The sequence below is a fragment of the Achromobacter sp. ESBL13 genome (assembly GCF_036668755.1).
Classification (GTDB): Bacteria; Pseudomonadota; Gammaproteobacteria; order Burkholderiales; family Burkholderiaceae_B; genus Achromobacter.
Map to the genome: position 1 here is coordinate 1,328,067 of NZ_JAZEVT010000001.1, position 18,935 is coordinate 1,347,001.

Consider the following 18,935-nt stretch of genomic DNA (forward strand, 5'->3'; position numbering starts at 1 on the left):
CGCGCGGGCTTGACGCCCGCCGCCAGGCCGGTGCTGGTCCTCCGCCTGAAATCATACGCCTGCCCGCGCGCCTGCTGGGTCTATGTGCCCGCTGTTATCCGGCAAAGATGTGCCGGCGCGATCAGTCGCGCTTGCGCGCTTTCGCGCTGGCCTCGAACTCCGCCGACAAGCGCAGTTGCTCTTGCTTGTAGTCGTCCAGGCTGCCGCTGTAGCCGTCCAGATACAGATCCTGCCGCGCCTTGTCCATCGCCGTTGACGTCGCGGCCTGCCTGACGAAGCGGGCCAACTGCGTACGCACGGGCTCGGGGATGCCGCTGCGCACCGCCACGCTATAGCTGCTGTGAAACACCATGTCGGGCACACCAAGCTCGGAAAACGTCTTCACCCCCGCCAGATGGCTCGCGCTGCCCGGCCGCCCGGTGTAGGCCAGCACCTTCACGTGGGGATTGTCCTTGACGGTTTGCGTGGTGCCGATCGTGGTGAAGTAGCCGTCGATCTGACCGCCCAGAATTGCCGTCAGCCCTTCGGCCCCGCCCTTGAAGGGAATCGGGCGGTATTGCGTGCCCAGGCTTGCTGCCAGCCTGGCCGCCAAGGTGGAATAGGTGCCGATGCCCAGGTCCGCAATGCCGATGTCCATTTCGCGCTTCGTCCCTTTCAGGTCCTGCAAGGTGTTCCAGCCGCGATCGGCCGGCACGATGAAGGCGTAGCTGCTTTGGGCCAGCGGGGCCAGGATGTCGAAGTCCGAAAACTCGTAGCTCGCGCCGGGCGTCGTCAACTTTGCGCTGTAAAAACCCTCGGCATGCACCAGCAGGGTGTAGCCGTCGGCGGGCCGGTTCTTGACGGCCATGATGCCGATGGCCGAGCCGGCGCCCGGCCGGTTTTCCACCACCACCGGCTGCCCCATGATTGCCCCAAGCTGCTGGGCGAACGCGCGCGAGATGGCGTCGGTAGCGGCCCCCGGCGGATACGGGACCACAAGCCGCACGGGCTTGTCCGGATACGCCGTTTGCGCGGCGGCCGCAAAGGAAAACAGTGCGCTGCACACCGCGCCTGCCAGCAGCAGACGGCGGCGAATCGTGAAAGGCATGGCTTGCTCTTCTTCAGTTGTCCCCGTGAAAGTGTATCCAGCCCCCCCCCATCCATTCCGTCAGAATTCGAAGATGTCTTCTGCAAAAAACGCAGCACGCCGGCACCGCGCGCCGCCATCGGCCATGCCCGCGACTCCTCCGATTCATGCAGTTCAGATCTGCGGCTTCAGCTATAGCCAAGCCGGTGCAGCTACCTAGAATTTAGAGCTCCTGACAAATCAAAGTGAATTGAAAACATCAATTCCAATATTCCGGAGACTAGCCATGACCCACCCCCTTCCCACACGGCGAGCCATCCTGCTGGGCGGCGTGCTGATGGGCCTGGGCGTCAACGCCCTGGCCGCCGCCAGCGATTGGCCCGACCGCCCTATCCGTCTGGTAGTCGCCGGGTCCCCCGGCGCCGGCGGCGACATTTTTGCCCGCTTGATCGCCGCCCCGTTGTCCAAGGCGCTTAACCAGCCCATCGTCGTGGAATCCAAGCCCGGCGCCAACGGCATGATTGCGTGCGACACGGTAGCCAAGGCGGCGCCCGACGGCTACACCTTGCTGCTGGCGCCCTCGTCCGCCATTTTGCTGAACCCGGTGGTGCTTCCCTCGCTGCCTTACGACCCGGACAAAGACCTGCTGCCGATTGCGCAGGTCGGCGCGGCGGGCATCCTGCTGGTCGCCAACCCCAGCACCGGCTTCAAGAACCTGGCCGACATGGTTGCCTATGCCAAGGCCAACCCCGGCAAGCTGGCGTACGGTTCGTGGGGCACGGGTTCATCCGGCAACCTGGCCATGGAAGGCATCAAGGCCCACTACGGCCTGGACATGCCGCATGTTCCTTACAAGCAACTGGTCACGGAAAGCACCGACCTGATCGCCAACACCATCAGCGTCGGGTTCATGGATATCGCCTCGCCGATTCCGTTCATGCGCAGCGGCAAGTTGGTCGCCCTGGGCCAGACGGGTTCGCGCCGCTGGCCCGCCACGATGGATGTGCCGACGCTGGCCGAGCAAGGCTACAAATTTGAAGCCGACGGTTGGTACGGCGTTTTTGCGCCGGCGGGCACGCCGCCGCGGATCATCGACCGGCTTAACACAGAGATCTATCGCGCACAGCACACTGCCGACGTCCGCGAAAAAATCGAAGGCCAGAACATGATCATTCCCGCGGACATTTCCGCCAAGGAATTCGCGGCATCGATCAAGCGCGACGCGGTCATCTGGCAAGGCCTGGCGCAAGTGGCCGACCTGAAGAACAAGTAGGCGGCGCGCATGGACACCTCTTTCAATACGCCTTTTGCGGTCGACGCCTTGCAAGGCCGCGTGGCCGTGGTCACAGGCGCCAGCGGCGGCATCGGCCTGGCCATCTGCCGGCAACTGCAATCGATGGGCGCGGCCGTCGTGCAGGTGGACGTCAACGCGGGCCACGCCGACGCCCGGGCGGACGGGCTGCTGAACGTGCGCTGTGATATTTCAGAGCCGGACGCGGTGGCGGAGATGGCCGCGCAGGTGGCGCAGCGCTTCGGGCGCTGCGACATACTGGTCAACAACGCGGCCATCAGCGCCGCGCCCGTGGGGCTGGAGGCGTTCCCGATCGATTTATGGGACCGCATCTTTCGCGTCAACCTGCGCGGCGCGTTGTTGTGCGCACAGCAGCTGTTTCCGCTGATGCGCGATCAACAGGCGGGCAGCATCATCAATGTGGCGTCAATCTCTGCCCACACGCCCACGCGAGTCGGCGCCTACGGCTCGACCAAATCCGCCCTGCAAGCGCTGACCCGGCAGATGGCCGTGGAATGGGGCCCCCTGGGCATACGCGCCAACGCCATCAGCCCGGGCATGATCCGTACCCCGCTGTCGGAACCGCACTACCGCGACGACGCCGTGCTGCAAAAACGCGTTGCCCACATCCCCGCGCGACGCATCGGCCTTCCCTCGGACATCGCGGGCGCCGTGGCCTTTCTGGCCAGCGACGCATCGCACTATGTGAATGGGCAGGACATCGTGGTGGACGGCGGCTTTCTTAAAGCATCGCTGACGAATCTGTATGCGGGCTGAGCGTCGGCGTGGCGGCGGGCAGCCAACGGCACGTCGCCCCCACGAGCTTGCCTGGCGCGCGTTCAGCGCCGTGCCGGCTTAGAGGGCGGGACGCAGGCCACGAACCGGGCTAAGCGATTCCAGCTGCGCCGCCAGATGAAGAATGGTCGACTCGGCGTGCCAGCTGCCAACCAGCTGCACGTTGATCGGCATCCCCTCCTTGCTGGTCCCAAACCGCATCGAGACGCCGGGCAGGCCCGTGACATTGAGCGGGACGGTTGCGCCCTGAAGATACGTGGCGTCCACGGTCTGGCCGTCGATGGTGAACGTATCCACACCATGCTTGTGCGCGGGAATGGGCAACACGTGCGTGATAAGCGCGTCGTACTTCGTGAAGTACTCGGCGTATCCGTCGCGCAAGCGCTCGGCGGCCTGCTCGGCATCGATATAGTCCTGCATCGACGTATCGGGCAGCGCAAGCATCGTCCTGGCCATCTTGTACACCTCGTCCAAGCCACGCCCCGCGGTGGCCTCTGCGAATGCCGGTTTCATTTCCATGACGTGAAGGCGGTTGAACACGTCTAGCGCAAAGTCGCGTTCAAGGGCGGGAATGCCCACCGGTTCCACCACACAACCCGCGTCCTTGAGCGCTTCGGCCGCCGCGCGGACGGTGCCCGCGACCTCGGGGTCGACGGGGCCGAAACCCGGGCCCACCATCCAGCCGACCCGCAGTGCGCGGCCGGGCGATGCGCCGAGGCCCGCATCAAATGGAGCGGCGCTACTTGAGAAGGCGTCCATCCCGTCCGGCCCGGACAATTGCGAAAATGCCAACGCCAGGTCGCGGATGCTGCGCGCCATGGGTCCCACGTGCCAGAAGCGGCGCGGGGCTCGCGGCCAGATGCCCGTCATGGGCACGCGGCCGTGCGTCGCCTTCAAGGACACGATGCCGGTCTGGGCGGCGGGCCCCCGTACCGAGATGGCCAGGTCGGTGCCCAAGCCCAGCGGCGACATGCCCGCGGCAATCGCCGCGGATTCCCCCCCGCTTGAACCGCCTGGGGTGCGTTCAAGATCCCAGGGGTTGTTGGAACGACCGCTTAGCAGGTTGTCGCTTTCAATCCAGTATGAAAATTCAGGCAGATTCGTTTTCGCCAGCAGAATGCCGCCCGCGCTTTTCAGGCGCGCCACACTGGTTGCGTCGGTCTTCGGCAGCCGCCCCCGGAAAATGGGCGAACCCCGTTGCGTCATGACTCCGGCGGTGTCAATCGAATCCTTGGCGGTAAACGGCACGCCATGCAGCGGGCCCAGCGGCCGGCCTGCCAGCACGGCGGCTTCGGCGGCCTTGGCCTGCTTGAGCGCATCGCCCGCCAGCGTGACGACAGCGTTCACCTTTTTATCCACGGCATCGATGCGATCAAGGTGCGCCTGCATCACTTCAACGGGCGATACCTGGCGGTTGCGAGTCAGGGCGGCCAGCCCTGTTGCGTCGTTTTCAAGAAGTTCCGAGTTCATGCGTGTTCCTGGTTGAAAGTGGGAATGAAAGACAGGATTGCCGTCATCGGCGGAAAGCCTAACGAACGATTGTTAGTTGGCCCGGGCGTGATGGATCCGTGGATGGGCTACAACAAGCGTTGCGCTACCTAACGTTTGTTAGGTTGGACTTTAAGCGGCATAATTTGTATCGTCAACCCTAAACTTCGTTGAGGCAGTCACTTTGAAGAATCCCGCAGGCGCAAGCTCCAGCGACAGGCTTGTCGCCGCCGCCACCAAAATCGTCCAGGCGCATGGCTATGGCGGGCTCAACATGCGCGACCTGGCGCAGGACGTGGGCATGAAGGGGGCCAGCATCTACCACCACTTCCCCAGCAAGGCCGATCTTGCGGCGGCCGTGGCACGACGGTACTGGCAGGATTCAGCCGAGGCCCTGCAAGCGCTGTCCGCCACCTGCGACAATCCGCTCGATTGCCTGCGCCGTTATCCCGAAACCTTCCGCAAGTCGCTCGAAAGCGACAACCGCATGTGCCTGAGCAGTTTCATGGCCGCCGAATACGACGACTTGCCCGAAGCGGTAAAGAAAGAGGTCCAGGCGTTTGCGGACGTCAACGTCGACTGGCTGGCCCAGGGCCTGTCAGCGGCGCGCATCGTGCCCGCCAACGAGGCCGAAGGACGGGCGCGCGCCATTTACGCGGCAGTCGCCGGCGCCCAGCTGATGGCGCGCGGTCGCGCCGACATTGCGCTGTTTGATGCGCTGATTGCCAGCTATCGGTCGGCCGGGCTGTTGCCGGCATGACGATGTGGTTTGCGAAACAGGAATGATTGGCTAGTCCGACGCGAACGAAGGTCCAACAATGGCACGACGCCCCGCCCCACACCCCGCCCAACCGCCCACCGCCGACGCGCGCCAGCCCGCGCCGGAACATCTGGCGGAAATGCTGGACAGCCTAAGCGACGGCTTCATGTCGATAGACAAGTCGTGGCGTTTTACCTACCTGAACGACACCGCCGAACGCTACTTGCAGCAGGATAGGCACAACCTGCTGGGGCGCGACATATGGCAGTGTTACCCGGACCTGGTGGACTCGGGCTATTACCGGATCTACCAGCAGACGGCGGCCACGGGCGTCCCCGGTCGCCACACCGCTTATTACGCCCCGCTGCGCACCTGGTTCGAAGCGCGATCGTTTCGCCACGATGAAGGCATCACGGTGCTGTTTCGCGACGTCACGCGCGAACAAGAGCAGGCGGCACAACTGGAATTCGAAGCCGGTCACGACTATCTGACCGGTTTACCGAATCGGCGCAAATGCATGGAAACGCTATCCGGCGCGGTCGCCGACGCCACGTTGAAAGGCGCCCGGAATAGCGCTCGCGTAGCGGTGCTGTTTATCGATCTGGACCACATGAAAGACGTCAACGACGCATTCGGCCATGCCGTCGGCGATGCGATGCTGCGCGCATTTGCCCACAGGCTGAACACCCTGGTCGAGCCCACTTGTTTTGCCGCGCGGGTAGGCGGTGACGAGTTTGTTCTGGTGTTGCGCAACACCACCGAAAACGCGGCGCACGCCTGTGCGCAGGCAGTGCTGGACACGCTTGCGGCGCCGTTTGAAACGGGCGGCCGATCGCTATTGCTTTCTGCCAGCATTGGTATCGCGCTGCTTGGAGAAAAACCTGAATCCGCCGAGGCATTGCTGAGCCAGGCGGATACCGCCATGTACGCCGCAAAGTCCTCCGGCGGGCTGCACGTTCGCATGTATGACGCGGCATTGGACCGGGGCATGCGCGAGCGCGTGGTACTGCGCTCGGAGTTTCGTGCCGCATTTTCAAGCAACCAGTTCGAACTGCATTTCCAGCCGCAGATTGCCTTGACCGACGGCTCCCTGGCCGGCGTCGAGGCGCTGCTTCGTTGGCGTCATCCCCAACGCGGCTTGCTGACGCCGGACGCGTTTCTGGCGTTGCTGCTTGATTCTTCCTACGAGGGCCAGCTGGCCGATTGGCTGTTCGATGCCGTCTGCCGCCATATCGCCGTATGGCAACAGTTGGGCGTAACCGTGCCCAGGACCAGCCTGAACGTGTCGCCCCGGCAACTGCTGGACGCCGGCCTGGCAGATCGCATTCTTGATGCCGCCCGGCGGCACCGCGTCTGCCCCGCCCTGCTGGATATCGAAATCACGGAAGATGGCCTGCTGGGCGATATCGATATGGCCACATCGGTGCTGGCTACGCTGAAAGGCGCCGGCATATCCACATCGCTGGATGACTTTGGCGCCGGTTACTCCAGCCTTAGCTACCTGGTCCGCCTTCCCGTGGACGCGCTAAAGATCGACAGATCGTTCGTGCGGGAATTGCTGGCGTCAGAGAAAGCGTCTGCGGTCATCCGAAGCATTGTCGGCCTTGCCCGCGCGCTGGGCATGAAGACCATCGCCGAAGGCGTGGAACACCAACACCAGGCCGATGCGCTTAAAGACGCGGGCTGTGACTGCATTCAAGGCTATCTGATCAGCCGACCGCTGACCGCCGAGGCTTTCCTGGAATTCATGCGGCGCGCGTGACACCGCCGACGCGCCGCCGCCCCCTTCCCCTATCCCTCCGCGACCACCCCATGTTCCAACTACGACAGCTGAAGATTTTCATTGCCGCAGCAGAGACGTTGAACTTCACGCAAGCCGCCAAACGCGTGCACCTGTCGCAGCCCAGCGTGACGGAGCAGGTGCGCGCACTGGAAGACAGCGTGGGTCACGCGCTGTTCATTCGCCAGAACAACCGCTTGCAACTGACGGCGGCGGGGGAAAGGCTGGCCTCGCGCGCCCGCGAGCTGCTTGCGTTGGCCGATGAAGCGTTCCGGCAGGTTCGCGACAACGTCGATGATCCGGGGGGCACTATCCGCGTGGCCGCGCCGCAAACCTTGTGCACCAGCGTGCTGGTTCCGCAACTGCTGGAGCTTGCCGAGCTGTATCCCGCCACCCAGGTTGCGGTCCAGGAAAGAAATTCCTCGGACACCGCGCAGGCGGTGCTGGACGCAACGGCCGACCTGGGGCTGGTGCACGGCTGGCCGGCCGACAACGCCAGGCTCCGCGTGGAGACCATAGCCCGGGACAGGCCGGGCGTCGTGTTGCCGCCCGGCCATCCCTTGGCGCACGCAACCGAAATCCCCCCGCACGCGCTTGCCGACTACCCGCTGATCGTCACGATGCAGGGCTGCCGGTATCGGGAATACCTGGAGGCCCTGTTGCAGGACGCCCCCATGCGGCCCCGCGTTCGGGGCGAGGCCGACAGCGTACCGGCCTTGATGCAGATGGTGTCCGCCGGCCTGGGAATATCGATCCTGCCCAGGATGGCCTTGGGCGCGGCCGTCACGGCGTCGCAGCCGGTATGGCGGCCGTTGGCCACACAGGGAGCAGGCCTGCCCATCTGCCTGCTTACCCTGCACCGCGAACCCACGCGCCAGACTGCCGCCTTCATCCAGATGATCGGGCTTGCGACCCTGGGCTCAGACCAGCCGATGCCCGCCATCGACGTGCAGCACGGTGCCGGTCGTGTAGCCGTTGCCAAGTAGGAAGAGGATGGCGTCGGCGATATCGTCGCCGGTGCCCACCCGCCCCACCGGCAGCCGCTCGGCCATCGACGCCAGCAACGCGTCACTGTCGGCGCCCGCCACATCGTTCCAGATCGGCGTGCGGACCCATCCCGGTGACACCGCGTTGACGCGCAACGGCGCCAGCTCGACCGCCATCGCGCGCACCACCCCTTCCAAGGCGGCATTGATCGCCGCCACGGCCACGCCCTTGGGCCGGGGTCGATAGGCGGCGATACCGGAGGTCAGCGTGATTGAACCGTGCGCCGGCATCCGTGCGGCGCCATGCTTGGCCAGCAAGATGGGCGCGACGACTTTCGAGCGGATCGCCCGGTCCAGCGCGTCCAGGGCCAGGTCGGGCAGCAGCTCGTAGGCGCCCCGGATGTCGGCGGCGGTGCAGACCAGGTGGTCCACGTGGCCGATGTCTTCGAACAGCCGCTGCACCTGCGCTTCGCGGGTCACGTCCGCCTGACACACGCGCGGCTCGCCAAACGCTTGCAACTGCGTGGCCGCGGCGTCCAGTTTGTCGCGCGATCGGCCCACGATCACGACGTCGCAATGCATGCTCAGCAGCCGGGCGCTTAGGGCCAGGCCCATGCCCGAGCCGCCGCCGACGACCACGATGCGTTGTCCTGCAAGAGGGTTGGTCATGCTCATTTCCTTTGAGTAAAGGTTTGGAAATGAACGATGTTCTCGTCATACCGCGCGGCGGGCCAGCAGGAATGTCCGATGGGGGTATCGGCTGTTCTATGTGGACGCGGCACACGCTTTAATCCATGCCGTCTGCGATAATGCCGCCCGCCACGGCAGCCCGCCATGACGCGCGGCCGCTCTAGATATCCGGCGCCTTCCGAATCTGCACTGCCCCCACACCAAGATCACATGACATCCAAGGCAATCTGCATTGCTGCGCTAGCCGTTGCAGCGCTGACTCAAGCACCACTTTCCATGGCACAGAACGTCAATGGCAAGAACCTTTTCACGCAGCGATGCGCCATGTGCCACGGGGCCGATATCAAGGGCACCGGGCCATTGGCCCAGAAAAGTAATCCCCCCACCCCCGACCTGACCACTGCGGCGTTCAAAAAACGTCTTCAAGAATATCCGGGCGTCATCGTTTCATCGGTGATCTTGCGGCCAAATGGCGACTTGATTCCGAGGACGCTGCGAGAGAACGGGGTAAAAATTGCACCGCACGCCTGGACGGTTCAGGACTTTCGCGATTTGAATAAATACATGACGGGCGTGATTTCGAAAAGCCGTTAACAGTGCGTTGACGTCGGCGTCATTACTCGACATCGAGTACGGGCGGTCTTCCGTCGAATACCCGTCTGAAAGCAGCACTGCCTATTCTGTTCCAGTATGCTCGCCCCCCCTAGCCCAGCGCTTTCAAGGACACACCTCATGAAGTTTGGCTACACCATCATCTATGTGCCTGACGTGGCGGCATCCCTGTCGTTCTTTGAAGGCGCGTTCGGTTTTCCGGTGCGGTTCCTGCACGAGTCAAAAACCTACGGTGAGCTTGATACGGGCGCCACCACGCTGGCGTTCGCGGCGCATGAATTGGGGGCAATGAACTTCGCCACCGGGCACGTCGAAGCGTCGGCGTCGGCCAAGCCGCTGGGCATGGAGGTGGCGTTTGTGACGGATGACGTGGCCGCCGCCCATGCCCGGGCCTTGTCGCGGGGCGCAACAGAGCTAAGCGCCCCGACCGCCAAACCTTGGGGTCAGGTGGTGTCTTACCTGCGCTGCCCCGACGGCATGTTGGTCGAGTTGTGTACGCCTGTGCAAGGCTGAGACCGCCAGTTCAACGCCATCGCCAAGCACGACGTCGCCGACAACGTCGCGTTGTCGAAAACCAAGCTGGCCATGCCGGTACTGGCCATCGGCGGAGAAAAATCCTTTGGCGACAACATGGCGATCGTCATGCGCAATGCGGCGACCAACGTGCGCGGGGAAGTCGTGCCCGGGGCCGGGCACTGGCTGATGGAAGCGAGCCCCGACGCCACGGTCGGCTTGATTGGCGGCTTCCTGACGACGTCGCAGTAGCGGCGCAGGGGTTTAAATCGATTGTCCGCCCGATACCTCGATGCGCTGGCCGTTAACCCAACGGTTGTCAGGCCCCAACAGGCTGGCGATCATCGGGCCGATGTCGTCGGGCAGACCTACCCGGCCCAGCGCGGTCATATTGGCGAAGGCGTTGTTGTAGTCGGGCATGTCGCGCACCGCGCCGCCTAGAAAATCGGTTTCGATCGCGCCTGGGGCAACGGCATTGGCGGTGATGCCAAGGCTGCCCAGTTCCTTGGCCATGTACACCGTCAGCGTTTCCACGGCGCCCTTGGCGGCGGCATAGGCTGAAAAACCGGGGAACGATACGCGGGTCAGGCCCGACGACAAGTTGACGATGCGCCCGCCGTCCGCCAGCACCGGCAGCAAGGCCTGGGTAAGAAAGAACACGCCCTTGACGTGCACCGCAAAAAGCGCGTCGAACTGCGCTTCGGTGGTGGACGCAAAGTCCGCCATCTCGCCGTGGCCGGCGTTGTTGATCAGGTGATCGAGACTGTCGCGGCCCCAGATGCCGTCCAACGCCGTGCGCACGGCGGCTGCGAAGGCAGTAAAGGACGACACCTGGCTCGTGTCCAATTGCAGCGCGACGGCCTTGCGACCAAGCGCTGCGATGTCGGCAACCACCGCGTCGGCGGCTGCCTTGTCGCCGCGATAAGTGATGATGACGTCGCCGCCGTGGCGGGCGATGCTGAGTGCGGTATTGCGGCCCAGCCCTCGGCTGGCGCCGGTAACCAGAGAAATAGTCGTCATGAAGTGCCCCTGAATGGTTGAAGCCCCAGCGTAGAAGTTGCTGCCCGAAACGGGTTGCTCGATCATGTTGACGACTTGCCTGATTCTGTTTTCGTAGAAAAACGTTGATGTCCGGGCATACAATTTCCCGACAGCATCCCCTACGCGTTCTTGCCTGAACCATGGACTCGATTGCCCAATCCACCCAATCTGCCGGACCTGGCGTGCGCGCGGCCGACGCATCCGGGCATGCCGGCGTGACAGAAGCCTTGCGGCACGTGGCAGCGCGCTATGCCGATGCCCACGTCAACAGCGAAGGCATCGCGGCCACGCCCGTTGCAGGTGTGGTCATCCTGCGCGAAGCCACCCCTTCCCCGCTTGACTACGCCATCACCAAACCGCTGGTTGCGCTGGTGCTGCAAGGGCGCAAGCGGGTGACGATGGGCGCCCGAACTTATGAATTTGGCGCGGGCGAATCCTTGCTGATCACGATGGACGTGCCAACCATCAGCCAGATCACCGCAGCCAGTGCGGCCGCGCCTTACTACGCTTTGGTCATGGAATTGGACGCGGGCGTGATCACGGATCTGCTCAGCGACATGAACGCGCTGCCGACCGAGCCGCAGCACCCCGTGCGCGTGGACACGACCGAAGCCGATGTGGCCGAGGCAGCGCTACGCCTGCTTAGATTGCTGGACCGGCCCGGCCCCATCGCCGTGCTGGGCCGCCAGTTGGTGCGCGAATTGCACTACTGGCTACTGGTCGGGCGACATGGCGGCGCGATTCGCGCGCTGGGTGTCACCGACAGCCACGCCCACAGAATTGCGCGCGCCGTGGAAATCCTGCGCAAGAGATACACGGAGCCCTTGCCCGTTGAAACGCTCGCCCATGCCGCCGGCATGAGCCTGTCGGCGTTTCATACGCATTTTCGCAGCATCACCACGCTGACCCCGCTGCAATTTCAGAAGCAGCTACGCCTGCTGGAAGCACGCCGACGCCTGCTTGCGCAAGGCGCCGCGATCAGCACCACGGCCTATGCCGTCGGCTACGAAAGCGTGAACCAGTTCACGCGAGAGTACGCGCGTATGTTCGGTCAGCCGCCGGGACGCAGTATCCGCGAGGCCCGCGCGCAGGTGGATACCGCCCAGCCCGGCATTGCGGCCGGCAGTGGTTGAATGGCTTTTCAGGCGGGGGCCAGCCACATAGGAAGCGCTTGGGCAGGCCCGTACCGTCTTAGGGATTCATCAACTGAGCGCCGACAGGCGCATGCATCGCCGCAACATCAAGCGCAATGCCCACGTCCCCCCTACTCTGCCTTGATCCCGCCCCGCTGGATCACCGCCGTCCACTTCGCCACATCGTCGCGGATTCGCTGCGCGAATTCCGCCGGCGTGCTGCCCACCGGCTGAAAGCCCAGCCCCGCCAGCTTGTCACGCAGCGCGCCGTTGCGCACGGATTCGGCCAGTGTTGCAGACAGACGCTGGATGATCGGTTCCGGCACGCCGGCCGGTGCAATGACGCCGAACAATGGCGAAATGTCCACGCCCGGCAGCCCAGCCTCGGTGAACGTGGGCACGTCGGGTAGCTGGCTGGCGCGCTGGGGGCTGGTGACGGCCAGGGCTCTCAGGCGCCCGCCTTTGATGTGTTCCAGCAGCGTGGGAACGGTGGCGAAGGCGAACTGCACCTGGCCGCCCAGCAGGTCCGTGATGATGGTGCCGCCGCCACGGTACGGCACGTGCAGCACGTCCACGCCGGCCTGCTGGCGCAGCTGCTCGCCCGCCAGGTGCGGGCCGCTGCCCACGCCCGCCGATCCGAATGACAGCGTGCCCGGCTGCGCCTTGGCCAACGCGACAAAGGATGCGACGTCGGTCGCTTTGACGGACGGATGCACCACCATGACGAACGGCGCGGTCGCCATCAGCGAGACCGGTGCAAAATCCTTGATGGCGTCGTAGGGCTGGCGGTCGCCCAGTAGCCCGGGGTTGATGGTGAATGTGGAGTCGACCATGCCGATGGTGTAGCCGTCCGGCGCGGAGACCGCTACCGCGCGCGTGCCGATCGTAGTGCCGCCCCCGCCCCGGTTTTCCACGACGAAGGGTTGGCCCAGTGCGTCCGCGAATACCTGCCCCGCCATGCGGCCCAGGGTGTCGGTGGCGGCGCCCGGCGGGTACGGGATGATCAGGCGGGCCGGCTTGTCGGGATACTGCGCGGCGCGCGCCGCGAACGTCCACGGCAGGACTGCCGCGCCCGTTGCCATGGCCATGCCGTTGATCAGGAACGCTCTGCGCGAGGGGTGCATGGGGTTTGTCTCCAGGAATATGTTCGAGGCGGCCTCTTTGGGCCCGCCTTATCGTCGTATCAGGGGATGCGTATCACGGGATTCGTATCAGAGGCTTCGTATCAGGAGCTTCGTATCAGGGGCTTCGTATCAGGGGCTTCGTATCAGGAGCTTCGTATCAGGGGCGCCGTATCACGCACGTCGTGTCAGGCGCTGTACCGTCCTTCGGCGAGTGCCGCTTCCGGGTCCGCGCCCAGCCCCGGCCCGTCCGGCACGTGGACCCAACCATCGGCAATGGGCACGCTGTGCGCATAGGGCACGTGGGCAAGTTCCACGTACAGCCGTTCCAGCGATACCTCGGTCTGCTGCGCGGCGATCACATGCAGGCTGGCCAGAAAGCCCGGACCAAAGAACGCCACCTGCGGTGCGCAGACGACGCTCGTTTGCGCGCACTTCTGCGCGATGCGCCACGCGGCGGTCAGGCCCAGCTTGATGACGCTGGGCTGCACATACTGCGCGGCCTCGTTGTCCGCGACGCGTTCCAGGTCCATGGCGCTGGCGGCGTTCTCGCCCACGGCCAGCGGCACATTGCAGGCGTGCTTCAAGCGAGCCAGCGCATGGTCATCTTCCGGCGGCCAAAGCGGCTCTTCGATCCAGAACGGATCATGCGCAAGCATGGCGGCAATGGCGGACTCGGCCTCGTCCGGCAGCCACGCGCAGTTTGTGTCCACCATGATCGGCACGGCCGGCCCCGCGCTGCGGCGCACGGCAGCCAGCGCATCGGCGGTGCGCTCATGCAACTTGATCTCGGTATAGCCCTCGTTCAAGGCGCGCGTCGTGACGGCATCCAGCCGTTCAGCGTTGCCGTAGTACTGAAGCAATGACGCATAGACGCGCACGCGTTCGCGGCGCTTGCCGCCCAGTAATTGGTGCAGCGGCACGCCGGCGCGCTTGGCACGCAGGTCCCACAGCGCAATGTCCAGGCCGGCCAGCGCGTGCACCACGGGGCCGGACCGACCCAGGTTGTGCAGCGTGCGTTGCATGCCGGGCAGCAAGGTGTCGTCATCCGCATCGCGCCCGCAGGCCAGCGGGGCGATCAGGGTCTGGAAAATCGCCGTCAAGGCGCGCGGTTCCACGCAATACGATTCGCCCCAGGCCACCGTGCCGTCCTCGGTTTGCACACGCACCAGCGCGCTGTCCAGCTTGTCGCGCGGACGGCCGGCGAACAACGGCGACGGGCTCCAGTGATGAAACGGCAGGCGTAGCGGAATGCAGTCGACAGAGACAATGGTGTTAGCGGGCATGGTCGGCATAGTGATGAATGAACCGCAATGGGTACACGGCGGGAGACGATCCGGCTATTCTGGCGGCGGCTTCTTCATATGGTCAAATAGATGAATTGACTATTTCCATATGAAATTCATATGTTCCACCGGCGAGAATTGCTGCTGCTGCGCGCCATGTATCGGCACGACACCGTCACCGCCGCGGCCGCCTCGGTCAACATGACGCAGCCTGCCGCCAGCGCGCTGTTGCGCGACATGGAAACGCGGCTGGGCTTTGCACTGTTCAGCCGCGAGAACCGCCGCCTGCACCTCACCAGCCAGGGGCGCGCACTGATCCCCGAAGTGCTCAACGCCCTGGCCGGCATCGAGGCCGTCGACCGCTTGGCCGTGGACATTCGGCAAGGCGCGCTGGCGCGGCTGGACGTGGGCGCGGTGGCCATTGCCGCGTCCAGCCTGCTGCCGGCGGCCATGGCAGGCATGCGCCGCGCACATCCCGCCGTGGCGGTGACCATTCGCGCGGGCACCGCCCTGGAGATCATCGAAATGGCCGTGGACCACCGCATCGATCTGGGCATCATCATCGGCGCGCCGTCGGACATCGCCCGCGTCAGCAGCCTGCGGCTGGCACCCTTGGCCTTGCATGCGGTCATGCCCAAGAACCATGCTTGGGCGCGTCGGCCGGTTATGGCGCTGGAAGACGTAGCCGCCGCCGGCCCCATTGTGCTGGCACCCGCCCTGCCCGCCGGCCGCGCCACGCGCCATGCGCTGGAGTCGCGCGGACTTCCCTATCGGCCGATTATCGAGGTGGCGCAATCGTCGGCCGCCTGCGCTTTGGCGGCAGAGGGCCTGGGCGTGGCCATCGTTGAAAGCCTGGGCGCGCACTACGCTGAACGCCAGGGCCTGGTCACCCGCCGGTTGCTGTCACTGGAAGATCCGGTGCTTGCCGTGGTGTGGTCGCGCGACCGCGACATGAGCGGGCCGGCGCAGGTGCTGCGAGACGGTTTGGCGCAGCAGGCCCAAAGCCGTTTGGCGGGTAGCGGGGCCTAGTGACGGCAGCCGCAATAAACAGCTTGCGATAGACTTCCGGGCTTGAAGTGTCGAACAAATCAGTTCGATCCCAGCACAGGAATTCATTTAATGAGCAGCATTTTTCCAGGCGATCAGTGGGCAGTGGGTGAATCCCGCATCAATGGTTTGTCAATCGTCGTGCGATTCCGAACGGGCCTGCCGCCGGCGCCTGATCGCCAGGTCAACGACAACCTGATCATTATCTCCTGGCCGTATACGGGCATTGAATCCGGCATGCCTAATGACGAAGACAAGAAGTCGACCAGTAATTTTGAAGAAGCCGTCGAAAACGGATTCGAGAATTCCAGCGTCGGTGTGCCGGTGGCGTGCTTGACCGGCAATCACGCGAAAGAGTGGCGTTACTACACGAATGACGTCGACGCGTTTATGCAGGCGTTCAATGAATGCCTGGCCGGGCATCCGGCCTATCCCATCAATCTGCGCGTGTTCAAGGATCCTGATTGGAAGGGGCTGTCGCAATTGCAGCCGCAAGGCTCGGACCAGATTCACTGATCGTCCGGCCGCCTGGGCAGCATATGCCCTTGCGTTTGCCTGTTTTACGGCAAGGCGGCAAGCTTTCTGATAACTTGACGCGCGAATTCAATATCACGTCGAACTATCACGTCGAAGCTGTAGAGCCATCAACGTCAATAACCGAACTGTCGGGTACCGGTCAAAATGAAAAAACTTGCATTGCTTGTTGTTCTGCCCGCGCTGCTTGCCGGATGTACGGCTTCACAAATGAGCATGCTGACGGGCAAACGCGCCAAGACCTACAACGACGTCAATGCAAGCTGGGTTGGCAGCGATGGCTGACAGGCAAGGCGTGGATGGACAACAGCAACCGCTTTGTCGTCCGCGTCATGCTTTAAGTTTCATAATCCAGGCCGTAGCGTCCGCGGCTTTGCCGTATGCGCGCAAAGCCCAATTCCCCCAAGTGCATCCCGGCGATCAACAGTTCTTCTGAGCTGACCATGTCCAGCAGCCGCGAGCGCGTGGCGGCGGCCAGCGTAGGATCCTGATCGAACGCAATCGACACGTCCGGCCGTTCAATCTGGATATGAGGGAAATGGACAATGTCTCCCCAAACCAGCAGGCTTTGGTTCGCGGATTCAAACAGATATCCGGTATGCCCATCCGTGTGGCCGGGTAACGGCATCGCGCGAATCCCCGGCAACACCTGCCCGTCTTTGAACGTGCTTAGCGTCTCGCGATAGCCGTCGAACACTTGACGCGCAATCAGAACGTTGCCGCGCGCGCGCTCAGTGGCGCGACTTAGGTTTGCGTCGTCCTGCCAGAATGCAAGCTCTTGCTGATGGACCAGCACTTGCGCATTGGGAAATGCAATTTGCCCTTCGGCGTCCACCAGGCCGCCCACATGATCGGGATGGGCGTGGGTAAGCAGAATGGTGTCGACGCTGCCCGGTTCAACGCCCGCCAGCCGCAAATTGGCGTGCAGCCGGCCGCCCCATTGTTTAATGCCCCCCGCGCCACCGTCGATAAGAATGGTGCGGCCGGCGCCGCGTACCAGATAGCAGTTGATATGCACGGCGGCAGGGTCCGTGGCGCCAGCATCGTGCTGCATTTTGTCGGCTTCGCCGGCGTCGATATTGGACAGCAGGCTCAGGCTGGCGCTCAGGTAGCCGTCGCTGATTGCGGTGACCGTGTACGCCCCGGCTTGCTGGCTTGGAAAGGGGCAAACGGCCCGCGAACCGGTCAGTTGTTCTGTGATCGGCGAGTACAGGTAAACCCCTTCAGCCAGGCACTCGACGGGCGGCGCCTTTCGCGCAGGCATCGTGGCCATCCAGCGGTGCTGCGGAAACTTCTCCAGCGCCACTGCGTGCATGGCCGACGGGGTCAGGCCCATCTGTATCAAGGGCTCGGCGCCGGTTGCACACAGCACAAGCAGTTCGTCTTTATTGACGGCCGGTGCAACGCCGATACCGTCGTACAGATTGCGGTGCCAATCGGTGATGTGCTGCTGCCACTTCGCGAAATTGCCGCCGCCCTTCTGGCGATACTCGTCTCCCGTCAGCACCTCCAGCCCGTCGATCGTGTGCAAGGCCAGATAGACGGGGCACCCCCGGCTTATTGCCTTGAAGCGCTGCGACGTGTGAAAGCCGGCCACCGAAATAAGCGCGGGCAGTTTATCGACGCTGTAGAAGCGGTTCCACTCGGCTTCGCTGTGGGGATCGGCAAAGCTGCACTCCACGGTATAGATCATCAGAATGTCCTTCATGACAGACGGGGCCGCTGCGGCAAGCCGGCCGTTTCATTGCATGGACGTAATGCTAAGCTGCCATTTACCGCGCATATAGCGATATAAAGTCAGTCTTCATTGACTTTTCATCAAGCTGATTGCAGCACCTAGAACGACAGCCCAAAGCAAGACACATTCATGCGACGCAAGATTCCAAGCAACTCCGCGCTACTTGCTTTCGAGGCGGCCGCGCGCCATGGCAGCTTTGCCCGGGCGGCCCAGGAATTAGCGCTGACCGAAGGCGCAATCAGTCGGCAGATCGCCCGGCTGGAAGCGTTTTTAAACGTTGCCCTGTTTGAGCGCGTGGGAAACCGGGTTCGGCTTGCGCCCAATGGCGTGCGATACGCCGTGCAAGTTCGCCAGACGCTGGATCGGCTGGAACGGGACAGCCTTTATTTGATGGGGCAGCCCGTGCAGGGTGGGACGATTGATATTGCCGCCAGCCCCACATTCGCCACGCGCTGGCTTATTCCTCGGCTAAAGCGTTTCCAAAATAGCCATCCCGACATAACCGTGCATATTGCCGAACGGTTGGACCCCTTCATTCTTGCCGGCAGCGGTTTCGACGCCGCCATCCATTTCGAGCATCCCGCCTGGGCCGGTATGCATTTGCATCCCTTGCTGGAAGAAGTGCTGTTGCCCGTGTGCAGCCCGGCCCTGCTCGCGGATGCGGGTATGGGCGCCAGCATGAACACCGGCGCGCACTTGTCATTGAATGATCTGCCACGCCTGCATCGGCGGCAGAATCCGGACGCCTGGCAGCGGTATGCTCAAGAGGCCGGCATCGAGTTAACCAATTCCGCAGTGGGCGCGCGCTACGACCTGCATGCCATGCTGATCGCGGCGGCCATCGCCGGTCTGGGGGTTGCACTGGTGCCCCGCCTATACATCGAGGCAGAACTGGAACAAGGCCAACTGGTCGCGCCTTGGCCCGAGAGCAAAGCGGTCGCCAAGACCTTCTGCCTGGTACTGCCCGAGCCGGTCGAATTAAGCGCAGGGCCAGTCCAGGCATTCGCGACATGGCTGGTTCAGGAAGCGCAGGGCCTGGCATCGTAATCGCAGC

The 18,935-nt window shown here is 63.8% G+C and carries 19 protein-coding genes and 2 pseudogenes; 13 read left to right on the top strand and 8 right to left on the bottom strand.

What is annotated here, in order from left to right; translation table 11 throughout:
• Positions 1 to 121 precede the first annotated feature (121 nt).
• The gene (locus V6F88_RS05940) at positions 122 to 1,087 is read right to left on the bottom strand and encodes a Bug family tripartite tricarboxylate transporter substrate binding protein (RefSeq protein ID WP_332608416.1); all 966 of its coding nucleotides are present in this window, start codon (positions 1,085 to 1,087) and stop codon (positions 122 to 124) included.
• Between the two features lie 265 nt (positions 1,088 to 1,352).
• On the opposite strand from V6F88_RS05940, the gene V6F88_RS05945 reads away from it, so the two are divergent.
• Positions 1,353 to 2,339, top strand: coding sequence for a Bug family tripartite tricarboxylate transporter substrate binding protein (locus V6F88_RS05945; protein ID WP_332608417.1), 987 nt, complete (start codon positions 1,353 to 1,355; stop codon positions 2,337 to 2,339).
• A gap of 9 nt (positions 2,340 to 2,348) precedes the next feature.
• Complete coding sequence (locus tag V6F88_RS05950) at positions 2,349 to 3,134, top strand: SDR family NAD(P)-dependent oxidoreductase (protein ID WP_332608418.1); 786 nt, start codon at positions 2,349 to 2,351, stop codon at positions 3,132 to 3,134.
• A 78-nt stretch (positions 3,135 to 3,212) separates the two neighbouring features.
• Here V6F88_RS05950 and V6F88_RS05955 read toward each other — a convergent pair whose 3' ends face one another.
• A complete protein-coding gene (locus V6F88_RS05955) occupies positions 3,213 to 4,622 on the bottom strand; it encodes an amidase (RefSeq protein WP_332608419.1) in 1,410 nt (469 codons plus the stop codon).
• A gap of 202 nt (positions 4,623 to 4,824) precedes the next feature.
• Between V6F88_RS05955 and V6F88_RS05960 the strand changes: the two genes are divergently transcribed.
• From V6F88_RS05960 to V6F88_RS05970, 3 genes are read left to right on the top strand one after another with little or no spacing between them, the layout of a single operon-like run.
• A complete protein-coding gene (locus tag V6F88_RS05960; RefSeq protein WP_332608420.1) occupies positions 4,825 to 5,400 on the top strand; it encodes a TetR/AcrR family transcriptional regulator in 576 nt (191 codons plus the stop codon).
• Positions 5,401 to 5,458: 58 nt separating this feature from the next.
• Positions 5,459 to 7,162 (top strand): putative bifunctional diguanylate cyclase/phosphodiesterase, encoded by a 1,704-nt coding sequence (locus V6F88_RS05965; protein ID WP_332608421.1) that lies wholly within the window; start codon positions 5,459 to 5,461, stop codon positions 7,160 to 7,162.
• Positions 7,163 to 7,212: 50 nt separating this feature from the next.
• The gene (locus V6F88_RS05970) at positions 7,213 to 8,166 is read left to right on the top strand and encodes a LysR family transcriptional regulator (protein WP_332608422.1); all 954 of its coding nucleotides are present in this window, start codon (positions 7,213 to 7,215) and stop codon (positions 8,164 to 8,166) included.
• Here V6F88_RS05970 and V6F88_RS05975 read toward each other — a convergent pair.
• Positions 8,101 to 8,835: an SDR family oxidoreductase gene (locus tag V6F88_RS05975; RefSeq protein ID WP_332608423.1), complete on the bottom strand. Its 735-nt coding sequence runs from the start codon at positions 8,833 to 8,835 to the stop codon at positions 8,101 to 8,103. The genes V6F88_RS05970 and V6F88_RS05975 overlap by 66 nt on opposite strands.
• Positions 8,836 to 9,066: 231 nt before the next feature.
• On the opposite strand from V6F88_RS05975, the gene V6F88_RS05980 reads away from it, so the two are divergent.
• From V6F88_RS05980 to V6F88_RS05990, 3 genes and pseudogenes are all read left to right on the top strand, one after another.
• Positions 9,067 to 9,450 carry a cytochrome c gene (locus V6F88_RS05980; RefSeq protein ID WP_332608424.1) on the top strand — a complete coding sequence of 128 codons (384 nt, stop codon included), beginning with the start codon at positions 9,067 to 9,069 and terminating at the stop codon, positions 9,448 to 9,450.
• Positions 9,451 to 9,588: 138 nt separating this feature from the next.
• The gene (locus V6F88_RS05985) at positions 9,589 to 9,981 is read left to right on the top strand and encodes a VOC family protein (RefSeq protein WP_332608425.1); all 393 of its coding nucleotides are present in this window, start codon (positions 9,589 to 9,591) and stop codon (positions 9,979 to 9,981) included.
• Between the two features lie 6 nt (positions 9,982 to 9,987).
• Positions 9,988 to 10,233, top strand: a pseudogene (locus tag V6F88_RS05990) (alpha/beta fold hydrolase); the annotation flags it as partial.
• A gap of 12 nt (positions 10,234 to 10,245) precedes the next feature.
• On the opposite strand, the gene V6F88_RS05995 reads toward V6F88_RS05990, so the two are convergent.
• Positions 10,246 to 11,001 carry an SDR family NAD(P)-dependent oxidoreductase gene (locus tag V6F88_RS05995; protein WP_332608426.1) on the bottom strand — a complete coding sequence of 252 codons (756 nt, stop codon included), beginning with the start codon at positions 10,999 to 11,001 and terminating at the stop codon, positions 10,246 to 10,248.
• 161 nt (positions 11,002 to 11,162) lie between these two features.
• On the opposite strand from V6F88_RS05995, the gene V6F88_RS06000 reads away from it, so the two are divergent.
• Entirely contained in the window at positions 11,163 to 12,155 is a 993-nt protein-coding gene (locus tag V6F88_RS06000; protein WP_332608427.1) for an AraC family transcriptional regulator, read from the top strand.
• A 131-nt stretch (positions 12,156 to 12,286) separates the two neighbouring features.
• On the opposite strand, the gene V6F88_RS06005 is transcribed toward V6F88_RS06000, so the two are convergent.
• A complete protein-coding gene (locus tag V6F88_RS06005; protein ID WP_332608428.1) occupies positions 12,287 to 13,279 on the bottom strand; it encodes a Bug family tripartite tricarboxylate transporter substrate binding protein in 993 nt (330 codons plus the stop codon).
• A 185-nt stretch (positions 13,280 to 13,464) separates the two neighbouring features.
• Positions 13,465 to 14,562, bottom strand: coding sequence for a mandelate racemase/muconate lactonizing enzyme family protein (locus V6F88_RS06010; RefSeq protein WP_332608429.1), 1,098 nt, complete (start codon positions 14,560 to 14,562; stop codon positions 13,465 to 13,467).
• A 120-nt stretch (positions 14,563 to 14,682) separates the two neighbouring features.
• Between V6F88_RS06010 and V6F88_RS06015 the strand changes: the two genes are divergently transcribed.
• The 3 genes from V6F88_RS06015 to V6F88_RS06025 all read left to right on the top strand — a co-directional run bounded on the left by V6F88_RS06015 (position 14,683) and on the right by V6F88_RS06025 (position 16,484).
• Entirely contained in the window at positions 14,683 to 15,591 is a 909-nt protein-coding gene (locus tag V6F88_RS06015) for a LysR family transcriptional regulator (protein WP_332608430.1), read from the top strand.
• 90 nt (positions 15,592 to 15,681) lie between these two features.
• Positions 15,682 to 16,125 (top strand): DUF695 domain-containing protein, encoded by a 444-nt coding sequence (locus tag V6F88_RS06020; protein ID WP_046806342.1) that lies wholly within the window; start codon positions 15,682 to 15,684, stop codon positions 16,123 to 16,125.
• Between the two features lie 29 nt (positions 16,126 to 16,154).
• Positions 16,155 to 16,484 (top strand): hypothetical protein, encoded by a 330-nt coding sequence (locus tag V6F88_RS06025; RefSeq protein WP_332608431.1) that lies wholly within the window; start codon positions 16,155 to 16,157, stop codon positions 16,482 to 16,484.
• Here the strand turns inward: V6F88_RS06025 and V6F88_RS06030 are convergent.
• Together V6F88_RS06030 and V6F88_RS06035 are read right to left on the bottom strand one after the other, a co-directional pair.
• A complete protein-coding gene (locus V6F88_RS06030) occupies positions 16,481 to 17,332 on the bottom strand; it encodes an MBL fold metallo-hydrolase (protein ID WP_332608947.1) in 852 nt (283 codons plus the stop codon). The genes V6F88_RS06025 and V6F88_RS06030 overlap by 4 nt on opposite strands.
• Positions 17,327 to 17,836: pseudogene (locus V6F88_RS06035) on the bottom strand (sugar ABC transporter); the annotation flags it as partial. The gene V6F88_RS06030 and the pseudogene V6F88_RS06035, both read right to left, overlap by 6 nt.
• 174 nt (positions 17,837 to 18,010) lie before the next feature.
• Here V6F88_RS06035 and V6F88_RS06040 point away from each other — a divergent pair.
• Positions 18,011 to 18,928: a LysR substrate-binding domain-containing protein gene (locus V6F88_RS06040; RefSeq protein ID WP_332608432.1), complete on the top strand. Its 918-nt coding sequence runs from the start codon at positions 18,011 to 18,013 to the stop codon at positions 18,926 to 18,928.
• Positions 18,929 to 18,935 lie beyond the last annotated feature (7 nt).